At 57.5% G+C, this 12432-nt stretch carries 12 protein-coding genes; 9 read left to right on the plus strand and 3 right to left on the minus strand.

Features of this window, described 5'->3' with window-relative positions; translation table 11 throughout:
• From AC56LW_RS23770 to rnk, 6 genes are all read left to right on the plus strand, one after another.
• A partial coding sequence (locus tag AC56LW_RS23770) for a hypothetical protein (protein WP_499638299.1) occupies positions 1 to 285 on the plus strand: 285 nt, incomplete at its 5' end.
• Positions 286 to 342: 57 nt separating this feature from the next.
• Complete coding sequence (locus tag AC56LW_RS23775; protein ID WP_499638302.1) at positions 343 to 2838, plus strand: MASE4 domain-containing protein; 2496 nt, start codon at positions 343 to 345, stop codon at positions 2836 to 2838.
• A 492-nt stretch (positions 2839 to 3330) separates the two neighbouring features.
• Positions 3331 to 3642 carry a family 43 glycosylhydrolase gene (locus AC56LW_RS23780; protein WP_499638305.1) on the plus strand — a complete coding sequence of 104 codons (312 nt, stop codon included), beginning with the start codon at positions 3331 to 3333 and terminating at the stop codon, positions 3640 to 3642.
• Positions 3643 to 3671: 29 nt separating this feature from the next.
• Complete coding sequence (locus AC56LW_RS23785) at positions 3672 to 3845, plus strand: hypothetical protein (RefSeq protein WP_499574865.1); 174 nt, start codon at positions 3672 to 3674, stop codon at positions 3843 to 3845.
• Between the two features lie 529 nt (positions 3846 to 4374).
• Positions 4375 to 4584, plus strand: coding sequence for a hypothetical protein (locus AC56LW_RS23790; protein ID WP_499574866.1), 210 nt, complete (start codon positions 4375 to 4377; stop codon positions 4582 to 4584).
• An 82-nt stretch (positions 4585 to 4666) separates the two neighbouring features.
• Entirely contained in the window at positions 4667 to 5107 is a 441-nt protein-coding gene (gene rnk, locus AC56LW_RS23795) for a nucleoside diphosphate kinase regulator (RefSeq protein ID WP_499574867.1), read from the plus strand.
• Between the two features lie 6 nt (positions 5108 to 5113).
• On the opposite strand, the gene AC56LW_RS23800 is transcribed toward rnk, so the two are convergent.
• The gene (locus AC56LW_RS23800) at positions 5114 to 5725 is read right to left on the minus strand and encodes a response regulator transcription factor (protein WP_499574868.1); all 612 of its coding nucleotides are present in this window, start codon (positions 5723 to 5725) and stop codon (positions 5114 to 5116) included.
• A complete protein-coding gene (locus tag AC56LW_RS23805) occupies positions 5722 to 7311 on the minus strand; it encodes a sensor histidine kinase (RefSeq protein ID WP_499574869.1) in 1590 nt (529 codons plus the stop codon). Before AC56LW_RS23805 ends, AC56LW_RS23800 begins: the two co-directional genes overlap by 4 nt.
• Positions 7312 to 7563: 252 nt before the next feature.
• Between AC56LW_RS23805 and AC56LW_RS23810 the strand changes: the two genes are divergently transcribed.
• The 3 genes from AC56LW_RS23810 to AC56LW_RS23820 all read left to right on the plus strand — a co-directional run bounded on the left by AC56LW_RS23810 (position 7564) and on the right by AC56LW_RS23820 (position 10949).
• Entirely contained in the window at positions 7564 to 8571 is a 1008-nt protein-coding gene (locus AC56LW_RS23810; protein ID WP_499638308.1) for a universal stress protein, read from the plus strand.
• Positions 8572 to 8831: 260 nt separating this feature from the next.
• Entirely contained in the window at positions 8832 to 9116 is a 285-nt protein-coding gene (locus AC56LW_RS23815) for a hypothetical protein (protein ID WP_499574871.1), read from the plus strand.
• A 48-nt stretch (positions 9117 to 9164) separates the two neighbouring features.
• A complete protein-coding gene (locus tag AC56LW_RS23820) occupies positions 9165 to 10949 on the plus strand; it encodes a diguanylate cyclase (protein WP_499574872.1) in 1785 nt (594 codons plus the stop codon).
• A 376-nt stretch (positions 10950 to 11325) separates the two neighbouring features.
• Here AC56LW_RS23820 and AC56LW_RS23825 read toward each other — a convergent pair whose 3' ends face one another.
• Positions 11326 to 12018 (minus strand): IS6 family transposase, encoded by a 693-nt coding sequence (locus AC56LW_RS23825; protein ID WP_499638311.1) that lies wholly within the window; start codon positions 12016 to 12018, stop codon positions 11326 to 11328.
• Between the last annotated feature and the right edge of the window lie 414 nt (positions 12019 to 12432).

Raw genomic sequence — 12432 nt, forward strand, 5'->3', positions numbered from 1 at the left:
GGTATCCCGGAAAACGCGGCATTGCACCCTGAGCGCTTTGAAGAGCCGCTCAACATGCATCGGCGGGTACAGTTCCGCTGCCAGGGCCTGCTTCTAAGTTTTTACACGGCCTGGGCCAAAAGCGGTCGTTGGGGAAGCGAGACGTTTGCCGTCGGTCAAATGATGGATGCCGACATCGTTTACAGCAACGCATGGTACTGTACGGCTGTTCACCTAGTTGCCTACTTTGACAAGCAAGATTTACACCTCTATCTTGCTATTTCGCTGGTGCATTGCTTTAAGTAAACATTTTTCCTTTGTTCGTGTGACCTCGGCACGTGGCAGACCCTAAAGAGGCACAGAATGATTCATCCGATTGGACAGATTCAATCGAAAGTGGCTTATGCCGTATCGACGCTGGCACCGTTTCAGCGACAGGCATTAGTCATTACGTTTTTGATCGCAATAATAACGACGGCTTTGATGCCGGATGCATCCGACCAGTGGCCGGCAATTGCAGCGTTTTTGCCGGGGTATCAGACAGCGACGATTAGTTGCTACGCCGTGGTGGCCTATCTTCTGTACGGCTACTATCGGCAAACAGGCCAGTATGCACTACTGTATTTGTTTGGCGGCTGCGTCTACACGTCGGCCATCCTGCTAGTCCAATTCTTTGCGTTTCCAGGGGCCTTCGTACCCGAAATACGGTTGCTCGGAGGCACTCAAACGCCTAGCTGGCTCTGGTTTTTTTGGCACCTTGGTTCAACTGGCATGCTGTTTGGCTATGCGGCTGCCGAGTGGCGCCGACCTAGCTACGTTGCTGAGCATGTAATGGCGTCATTCTGGAAATGTGCTGTCATTACCGGCTTGGGCTTGGCTGCAAGCGTGATGGCGGTGACAGTTTTTCATGACGCCATGCCCGTCGTCGATATCAAGGGTGACTTTAGCCGTATTACCAGCACTGGTTATGCGCCACTTATCCAAGTAATCATCATGTTAGCCTTGTGGATGTTGTGGCGAGCGGGACGGTTCGCCACGCCGATGCATGCATGGCTCGGGGTAGCGATGGTAGCCCTGGCCTTCGACAACGCGATCACTATGGCTGGCGGCACACGTTTATCGATTGGATGGTATGTCGGTCGTCTGAATGCGCTGGCATCCGCATTTGTGATGCTGATTCTGTATTTAAAGGAAGTCAACCGCGTGTACCTAAATGCTGCCACTAATGCGCGGCAACTTGGCGTCGCGAATGCGCTGCTGGAGACCGAGCATGCGCGCATGCTAGATTTGTTTGAACAATCGCCGGGATTTGTAGCGGTCCTTGTGGACGACGACCATCGTATCGAACTCCACAATGCCGCCTTTTCTCGTTTAATCGGGCAACGTAAAATTGCAGGTTTGGCATTCTGCGACGCTTTGCCCGAATTACGTGGGCAGGGCTTTTTCGAACTACTCGACGCCGTCCGCACACATGGCAAGTCACATGTGGGCAAGGGAATGAAGCTAACACTTCGTCGTGATGGCAGCACTGGCACCGAGGATATTTACATCGACGTCTTGTTGCAGCCGAAGGATCGGACTGACGGAAGAGGAACGCTTATTTTCGTACAGGGCAGCGATGTCACTGAACAGCGGCGTGCCCAGCTCGAAGTGGAGCGTCAGCAAGAGTCTCTCGAAGCACTCGTACAGGAGCGTACTAAGAAACTCGAAGAAACGCAGAGCGCACTGATGCATGCACAGAAGCTTGAAGCAATTGGGAAATTGACGGGCGGTGTGGCGCATGATTTTAACAACGTACTTCACATCATTAACGGAAACCTGGACTTGATCAAGATGGTCTCGGCGACCAATGCACCTGTACAGCAACGCTGTACCTCCGCGCAGACAGCTGTCAAACGCGGGGCGAAGCTGTCGTCCCAGTTACTCTCGTTCGCGCGCAAGCAGCCTTTGCAACCGGAGGCGGTCTGCCTTCCTGCTGTCTTCGAGTCGATCGACCTTCTACTCAAGCGCGCAATCGGCGAGCGGATTGATGTGCGCTTCGAGATGACGGAACAGGCATGGAATATTCTGGTCGATCCGCAGCAGTTGGAAAACGTCATTCTTAATCTAGCACTGAACGCCAGCGATGCCATGAACGATGGCGGCAGCTTGACGATCGGCGTCGCCAACGTAGAACGTCCCGAAGGCGACTATGTCCATTTGGCGTTTCGCGACACGGGGCAAGGCATGTCGGCAGCAGTTAAAGCCCGCGCATTCGAACCATTCTTTTCGACTAAGGGGGTTGGGAAAGGAACGGGTCTCGGGCTGTCCATGGCACACGGCTTCGTCAATCAAAGTGGCGGACATATTGATATCGATAGCGAAGAAGGCGTCGGCACAACCATCCATATTTTACTGCCACGGACGGATGCGCAAAAGAGTGCCAAGCCTGGCTTGCCGGTTGTTGCCGACGAAGGTGGCAGTGAAACTATTCTGGTTGTCGACGACGAAGCAGATATTCTCAGCAACGTATCGGCGATATTGCGTGATTTCGGCTATCGCGTCTTGACCGCATCAAGTGCAGACGACGCTATCACACGCCTTAGTGCACAAACCCGTATCGACCTGCTCTTCACCGACGTGATCATGCCTGGCACAGTATCGGCAATCGAGCTCGCTGAGAGAGCACGCGCGATACACCCAACGCTGCGGGTTCTGTTCACGTCAGGTTATACAGAAAATGCGATGATTCACAATGGTCGGCTTGATGAGGGCATAAATTTGCTGAGCAAACCCTATGGTCGTGCTGAACTAGCGACTGCCATTAGAACGTTGTTATCCGCATCACTTCCGGTAACTAACTCCACGCAGTGCGCTTAGCACAGCATTGGACTCTCAAGCTATGACAAGCCATTTTCCCCTAAGCAATCGCTGAGCATAACTTGACGGTCATATCATGTCTGCTATGGGTCGGTACCGGCCTGTCGTGACAGTCAGTACTTTTTCAAGCCAAGCAACCTGCTAAGCTGACCCAAGCGGCCGGGTTCGGCCAAAAGCGGACTTTTCGCCGAACGAGCACAGCCTTGCGAACCTCTATCGCGATTGAATTTATGCATTCGTTAATGAACGACACGGTGTGGGACTAGCTACGGCAGGCCATGTATAGATTGAATGAAACAGACCTTTCTTCATGCCTTCTCGTCGCCCGACCTGGTCAACTCGACCAAACACAAGCATGTGCTTGAAATCGAACACATCACGTGGGTCGCCTACGCGGTGTGGGCCTCCTGGGCCATCGAGCATAACTGTAAGTAATACCTGTTCTTTGGCGCTAATGACATCAAAATCGATGGCCAGACAGACGGCACCGGCGTGGCGGTCAGCAACTGCCCCGGAGGGCCGTTCAAGGATGCGCTGTGCAGCCCGCTGATCGACAAGATCGTCAATGTCGCCCAGTCGATCGACCAGATGGTGTACAAGAACGACAACGGCCAAATGTATATGTACTACGGCGGCTGGAAGCACGCCAACGTGATCAAGCTGGCGCCCGACCTGTTAAGTGTGGTGTCATTCCCGGACGGGATTACCTACAAGGAAATCACGCCCGACCCGGCCTATATGGAAGGCTCGTTCATGGCCAAGCACAGTGGCGTGTATTACTTCATGCTGTCTGAAGGCGGCTAACTCGGCCCGATTGCCGTGTCGCCTACGCGATGGGTTCGTCGCCCTTCGGACCGTTCAGGCTCATCGGCACCATCCTGCAGCAGGTCACGACCATCGCCAATAGCGCGGGCCACCATTCGGTGATCAATATACCGCGCATCGACGACAGGTACATCGCCTACGATCTCAGTCCGCTGAGCGACAAGGATGGCCACCATCGCTAGGTGGCGATCGAGCACCTGTACTTCATTGTAGATAGCACCATCAAGTCAATGTTCCTGACGATTCAGGACGTGGCGCTAAGGACGATTCCGTCGGGAAGCTGGAATTCTTGGGCAGTAAGGGCAACCCCTACGCGGGTCTCGGATGCGGCCAGCATCATAGACAGGCGATACTGTGCTGAAATAGCTCTAATGGATGAACCACGACCATCTGCGCAATGCGCCGTTTTTTCAAGTAAGTGATATGACCAAGCAAGCATACAAGGCGAATCGCAATAATACGCCCAGGCGTCGCGCGCCGCAGGGCTCTTTCTTTTGTCGTCCCGCCATTTTCTGCCTACTTGCAGGTAACTGCTGCTCTCTCCTGCGAGATCGGGCCGGCCTTTTCTAGGCTCGAAGCATGTGTCTGGTCCCAGGTTTCCGGGCTGGCCACATTCTTCGAGCCACACCGCTCCCAATCACTGCGCCGTCTTGTCAGCAGGCCGGCATCGTCAGTTTCATACCGGTTGTTCCGGTACCCAGGAGTATTTCAATGAACAAGCAACGATCCAGCGTAACGCTCGATTGCGGCGTGCACGCCAAGCATTGTATCGAGCGCCGTGACAAGCGGCGGCTGGTCAAGGAGCTGCTGCGGCGGCGCCTGAAGACGCGTCGCTTATGGGCACGTTTCATGGCCACCAGCGCGGCGGCCGGCGCACTGGCCGCAGTGGCTTCGCTGGTGCAATACGGCGCGTACGCCTGACAACGCCATAGATCAGCCTCGTGTGCTTCAAGCCGTCCCGGCAACGGGACGGTCAACCAATATTCACAATCCGGGAGTCCGCTTGACAAACCTATCAAACCTCATCGTGTCGTCCTGCGATCTGCAACAGCTAGAAGCCCTGCTGGACGCCTTGCCCGGCGGGCCGGGCAAGACGGAACACGGCTTGATCGACGAACTAGAGCGCGCCGATATTCGCCCCTTGGCCGAGGTCCCGCCGGACGTGGTCAGGATGAACTCCAAGGTGCGATTTTCAATGGACGCTCCGCCGAGCCAATTGATAGTGACCCTGGCCTATCCCCAAGATGCGAACGGCGGGGACCGGATCTCGGTACTGGCGCCGGTTGGCAGCGCGCTGCTGGGCCTAGCCGTCGGGGCCACGATCACCTGGCCGCGTCCGGGGGGCGGCATTGTCAACATCCGCATCCTCGAGATCGTGGCGCAAGCTGAACCCGCAACCCCCACCAAACCCGTGAATCGCCTGCAGGCTGACACCCAGGCCTGACCGGGCCTAGCCGGCACCATGCTGGAGGTGCTGGCGTACCAGGTCGGCAACCGATGTCACCTGCAGCTTTTCTATCATTCTGCCTTTGTGTACTTCTACCGTCCGTACGCTGATGCCGAGGTCTTCCGCAATCTCGCGGTTGTGACGGCCGGCGAATACCAGCAGCATGACTTCGCGCTCGCGTGGGGTGAGCGTCGCCGCGCGCCGGCGATACTCGCGCTGGGCCTCGGACTGCTCCCGTTGGCCCGATTGGCGAGCGAGCGCCTCCTCGATTGCAGCGATCAGCTGTTCTTCCTGCAGCGGCTTCTCCAGGAAATCGACTGCCTGAGAGCGAAATGCTGCGCGCGCCGAATCGACATCGCCGTGTCCAGTAATGATCAGCACGGGTAGCTGGCACCCTCGTTCCAGTAACAGCTTTTGCAAGGTCAGGCCATCGATGCCGGGCATGCGAATGTCCATCAGGATGCAGCCCCGGTAGTGACTTGTCCAGGCGCCAAGGAATGTCGCGCCGTCGGCGAAAAAGGCGGTACGGTAGCCGTTCAGGCTCAGCAAAAGACCCAGTGCATCACGCACTGCCGCATCGTCGTCGATGATGTAAACGGTATTTTCGGTTGTCATGGTTGTTGTCTCGGGATTTCTTGGGCGGCGCGTGCCAGCAGCGTGAGCTTGAGCACGGCGTGTTTGCTCGGCTCGACCGTGAGAGTGCCGCCATGGGCTTCGACGATCGAGCGGCTGATCGCCAGTCCCAAGCCGAGCCCGCTCGACTTGAGCGAAACAAACGGCTCGAACAGACGCGCTCGGATACTGTCGGCAATACCCGGCCCGGTGTCGGCGATCCGGATCCAGATAGCTTCGCCGTCGACGCCAGCATCGACCGTGATGGTGCGGTCGGCCGCAGCGGACATCTCGGCAAGGGCCTGCACCGCATTGGCCAGCAGGTTGCGCAGCACGATGTCGAGCTGTACTCGGTCACCCAGCAGTTCGATATCGGGTAGATGGCTGATTCGCAGGCAGACATCATTCATCCGGGTCTGCTCATCGAAAGAGTTGACCGCGTCTCGGACCAGATCCGCCAGCACGATCGGTTCCAGCAGGGTGGAGCCGGTGCGAAAGAATTCTCGCAGCCGCTTGAGCACGTTCGACGCACGTTGCGACTCGGCCGCCATGGCCTGGATTGTCTTGTGCAGCAGCGGATTGCCGCCATCGCGTTGCACGAGGCGCTGGCATGCGCTTCCATAAGCCGACAAGGCAGTGAGCGGTTGATTCAGCTCATGCGCCACAGCCGCCGCCATCTCGCCCGCCGCAGCCAGTCGCAGTGACTGTTGCAGCTCGTCGCTGGCGCGGCGCGCCATATCGACGGCGATGCCGATCAGGAACCCAGACAACGTCAAGGTAAGTACCAGCATCTGGACGTTTGGGATCTGCTCGGCATAGACCAGTGGACGCAGTGCCGCCAGGGTCACGCCGACTTCGAGCACGATGGCGGCGCTGACCGCACCGGCCATGCCTTGGCGTGCAGCGGCCCAGGCCAGCGGCAGGATAAGCAGATAATAGGCAACTGACTCAGGGGCGAGGCGCTCCAGTGCAACGCCAAGCACCACGGCAATTAGCACCGTGTAGGCCAGGGTATCCCAATTGACGATCCGCGCTGTGAAGTCGCTACGCCGCTCGGGCGCCAGCAGGCACCAGGCGGCCGGCATGATCACAAGGATTCCGGCCGTCTCGGCAATCGTGTAGCGCGTCAGCAGCGCGATCCAGGCCGATTCCTGGCCCGCGCCAGCGGCCGGCACCATCTGCGCATACAGCACGGCGCTCAACAGGCTGCCCAGCGTAACTGCGGTGGCCCAGAGCAGCAGGCCGCGATGGCTAGCGAAGAATGCACCGCCGGGCAAATAGCGGCGCATGTATAGGCCGAGAGCCACGTACACCGGCAAGGGTAACAAGCCGACCGCCAGCGACCAGAGCGGGCGAGCCGGCACTGCGGGCGTGATTGCCGCGGCGAGCAGCGCCGCCGCGAGCAGCGGCACGATGGAGTCCTTACCATGCTTGAGCACGGCGTAAGCGGCCAGACCGGCCGCCGGATGCCATACAGGAGCAATTGTCTGGTAACGCGCTTCAGGGCCGCTCAGGATGTCCAGGCCAATATAGACAGCGATAAAAATACAGGCACGCCAGATGCTTGCCAGCGAGTCAGCGTTAAGCATATGCGGTGGGCGCAACAGGCACGAAAATCAGACGACGACGGCAAGGACGGAACATGCACTTTACTTCGTGAATGGCTGATCCAGCAGTATAGGGCTTTACCGACGTTCGGGCAGCTCCTTGCGCCGATGACTCGCCGTCCTCGTCGGCGCCGCGCGACAACACCGAAGCACCTGAGGGAAGCCCCTAGGTCGCTTGGCGAATAGGCAAGATGAAATGCGCTCGTCATACTGTTCTGTGGTCACGCGCAGTCGATGGCACTGCCGATCCTGGACCTGAGTGTCGCGCCGGCGTCGTGCCAAGGTCCTGCACGCCGGCGCTATGCGTATCACGTTGATAAGGAGCTTGCTATGTTGTATGGAATTCTGGTCGCGACGAAATCTAACGATGACGCGGCGCACGTGACGCAACGTGCGGCCATCCTGGCGGGCGGTTTGCGGGAGGCCACGCTGGATATCTTCTCGGTGGTGACACCGGCCGGCACGCGCCGCATCTTGTCCTGGATGCGCGGGTCCGAACATCACGCCGAGCGCACTGAGCAAGAGCGTACGATGCGGCGCCTGAGCTGCCAGTCAGAGTATCTACGCGAGCAGTACGGCATACGTTGCACTATCGCCTCCGGCGTCGGCGCGCTGGCGGCCCAGGTGGCGGCGCGGGTCAGGACAAGCGCAACCGACATAGTAGTGTTGGGGGGCCACGCCCCGCACTGGACAAAGTCGTCGACAGGCGACGGCGAAGCAGCCAGGATCGCGCGCATGTGCGGGCGTCCGGTGCTGTTGGTACGCAACGAGCCACGCTGCGCGTATACGCGGATCGCGGTTCCGAACGACTTTTCGGACGACGCCCTGCGTGTTACGGAAACCGTCATGCGTCTGCTGCCCGAAGCGCACATCACTTTCCTGCACAGTTATCGGGTAGCCGGACAGGGGGCGATGTCCCGGGCCGGTGTCGTCGACCGGACTATCGACAATGGCCGCCTGCGAGCACAGCGACAGGCACAGGCGGCGTTTTCCACTTTCCTCCAACGACTCGGCAGGCCGCTGACGAAATTTTCGCTAGTATTGACCGCGCAACCGGAAGCGCTTGCCACGCGCACCTATCTGCGCACGGTCAAGCCAGACCTCATCGCGCTGGCAGACGGCGCCGCTTCCCTGCTGCTGGGCTGGCTGAACGACTCGACGCCATGGACGGTGTTGAACGATACACGCTGTGACGTGCTGCTGCTGGCGCCGCGGCAGGCACACGGCGTCTCCACATCCTAAGTGACTCCCTTACGATCAGGGCCGAATAGTCAAGCACTGCCAGATGGCCGATACTGTGCATAGCGAAGCAGCAGCTTCCCGCGGCATTACAAGCGTCTGCGGTTTCAACACCGCCCAAACCAAGGAAACAGGATCGGCGTCATGAAGACGTCATCACCGCGACCGCCGTGCTGATGACGGCCGCTATCGGCGCGTTAATTGTGCTCACTCAAAGATTACCGCTGGATGTGCGAAGCCGAGCGCTTACGCATTGAGATCGAATGAACATTACTAAAAACTTCGTCAAGATGAAGCAGCCTTGCGTCAGTGGGATGCGATGGTTTTTACGCCACCAAGAACAAGGATCCGATTATCAGCCGCTGCTCGACGCGCTGGTCGAGCTCCACCGCTTCATGCTGAGTTACATAGCCGCGATGAACTTCCGCTTTGGGTCGGTTCCTGCCCTTCGTAATAGTCCGCGAATTTTCCGCCTTGTTGACCTGATATGCTCAGCTGAACAGCAGGGTTCGGCCAAGACCGGACATTTGGCCCATCGTCCAAACTGACATGGAAACAGGCAGCTTCTTCACCTATCGTCAGCACACGTCAGGGTTATGATTGCTCACGATAAATTATTTCCTAAAGGTATGCTTTCGCGACTCGACTTCGGTCTTAAACTATTCGGCGCCTTGATCATCTTTATTGTTGTCTGCCTCGCTACACTGCCCAGTGTTAGCAGCTATCAGGCGAACACGACCTTGCGTGCACTTCAAGAGGGAGCGGCAAAGGAGCGTGCATACAACTTGGTACTGAGCTTGTTGAAGGATGCTGAGACTGGTCAACGTGGCTTCCTGATCGGCAGTGACGAGAGCTTCTTGGAGCCATACAACATCGGCGTTACAAGCATTCCTGCTGCGCTTGAAAATTTGCAGCAGCTCGCCACTTCAGACCAGGAACGGGCCCTGACGACCCGCATTTCCAAATTAAGCCGAGCCAAAGTTCTGGAGATGGACCGCAGCATCCGCCTTAAAAGGGCTGGTGACAGCCAAGCGGCGGCCGACACGGTGGCTAGCCAGCGAGGCAAGCATCTGATGGACGAGTTGCGCACGCTGTTTGGTCGCCAGCTTCATGTGCTGGCCGAGCGTCGCAAAGTGCTGCGTGATGAACTATTTGCTACGCTGGGCTACAACTCGGCACTGGGTATTGGCGCCGCCATGGCTTGCCTTGTTGTGATCGTTGCAACGGTGCTCATCGTTATTAGGAGCTTGAACAAGCAGGCGGAAGCGGCTAACCAGTCGCAGTTACTAGCCGAGAGCAATGCGCTACTAGCGAAGCAATCTGCCGTGCGAGCAGATCGCCTATCGGTGGCAGCAGATATGTTGCACGCGCTGGACAGCGCCAAGGCGCCGTCCGAACTTGCCCACATGCTGCCGGTATTTCTTCGCAAACTACTACCGAACACGGCTGGAGCGGTATATCTCTACCGCAATTCGCGCGACGCGCTCGAATTGAATGCGTCGTGGAACTTGACCGATAAGGCGCCTTCTACCATCGCTCGTGATGACTGTTGGTGCCTGCGGCTGGGTAAAATTCATGTCGCTACGACGCAGCACGACCTTTTCTGTGATCACGGTGCGCCCTGGATAGGCAAGTATGCATCCCAGACGTGCGTCCCTATGATCTCTCAAGGCGATGTCGTGGGTGTTCTTATGGTCCTAGACGATCGGCTCGAAGAAAACCCGAGCGACAGCATGCACATCATCGCGCTGGCCGAGCAGCTTAGTCTGGCGATCAGCAACGTCTCGCTACGGGACACTCTGCGCCATCAATCAACTGTCGATCCGCTCACCGGCCTGTACAACCGGCGCTTCTTCGACGAATCGCTTAAGCGAGAGCTGGCGCGCGCCCAACGCAGCCAGAGCGCCTGTTCAGTTGTGATGATTGACCTGGACCATTTCAAGCGCGTCAATGACACCTACGGGCATGAAGGCGGCGATCTGGTACTAAAGGCCGCCAGTCACGCGATCCAGCAACGGGTGCGCGCAAGCGACGTAGTGTGCCGCTACGGCGGAGAAGAACTGGTACTGATGCTGCCCGATTGTAGTGCGGAGGAGGCAGAGAAGTGCGCTGAGGGGATCCGTTTGTCCCTTACTGGCATCGTAATCCAGCATGCAGGACAAACAATATCGGGCATTTCAGCATCGTTCGGTGTGGCACAGTGGCCCGGTCATGGCAACGGCGAACAGGCTCTACTGTCAGCTGCTGACCGTGCTCTGTACGCGGCAAAGAAAGGTGGGCGCAACAAAGTGATGGTCGCTGAAGTTGGCATGCCGGCACTAGAAGACACGTACTCCCAAAATGGGCGGGAGACCTCTTTAGGTGTGGACACAAGAGTATAGGAGTAGCTTCCGCTATACAGTGCTGTCAAGGTCCGCTTGGGGTCGATAAGCTGCCTGTCATGAAAACCCGACCTTACCAATTTGGCAAACTGCCCCAATGCGGCGAATCACCTAGTTCGGCCACCAATGCACGTTGAGCCAAATGACCCAGTGCGGCTTTGCGACGCGTCACCGCGAATTAGAGTCGCGAGAAAATTCCAGATGTTTACGCCGGATGAATCGCTCGACCTCTGCTAAGATTTGCTCAACAGTGGGTGACGAATTACCACCATGAAATCCTGAAGTTGTGTTTAACCAACCTTGGTATGAAGACAAGGTGGCGGTTCTGTCGCGTTGTTGATCAAACAGCGGAAATTCCCCAGCCAGCCTGCACCGTTCAAGCTGAACGGACCATTCCTGCCAGCATAGAAAATTGGTCGGCGAACGACATGGCCTCGGCGCCGTCAAATACGAACTGGCCCTTGCGGATCATGTGTATCAACTCGATGCCAGCAAGCACAGAGCCGGCTGCCCGGAATGATTTGAAGTTGAGCATCGGCTTGGTCACCCGCTTGATGGCGCGATGGTCCTGCTCGACAATGTTGTTGAGGTATTTAACCTGGCGCACAAGGATCGGCACGGTGCGGCCGGCGTTGATCGCATCTATGGCCGCCTTGTTGGCGCCGCTCTTGTCCATCGTGACTTTGTTTGGATCGCCGTTCGCTCCCATAGCCTTGTCAAAGAAGCGCTTCGCCGCGGCCATGTCGCGCTTCGCCGTCAGCAGGAAGTCGACGGTCTTGCCATGCTTGTCGACAGCGCGGTAGAGGTATTTCCAGACGCCCTTGACCTTGATGTAGGTCTCATCCATGCGCCAGCTGCCGCCGATCGGACGCTTGTGTTTCCGGGCCATCTTTTCGATGAGCGGCAGGAAACGAATGGCCCACCGGTTGATCGACGAATGGTCAACCGACACGCCGCGCTCTTCCGTGATCTCCTCGAGGTGCCGGTAGCTCAGTGGGTAGGCTGCATACCAGCGGATGCAGACCAGGATCACATCGATCGGAAAGCGCATACCTTTGAAGTTGAGCATGTCGATTCGTCCTAGAGTCGGCACCGCAGTTTACCTGACCGGCCCGCCTCGTTCGCTAATGCGACAGAACCTGCTCAAAAGCCCACGTGGGGTGAAGTGCAAGAATCGTGGCAGCAATTTTCGACAGCCCTGCGAAATCGTTTGCCTCATCGCTAAGTAGGAGTAAGCACTCATGGCTGATACCTATTTAAGCGCCCCCAGATCAGCATGTCCGCTTTGGGTCGGTACCGGCCTGTCGCGGGCACTTCTGGATTTCAACCTGGCCATCTGCTATGCGGGCATGAAGGGCCGGGTTCCGCCAAAAGCGGAAGTTCGGCATTGTGGAAATTCACGTATTTCTAAGATGCCGTACCTGCTAGGATGCAATTTTTCAATGTCCAAATGTCTATGAACCTCCTTGTTTGCAGCCGTCCG

The organism is Telluria sp. LT2P80, assembly GCF_059685955.1.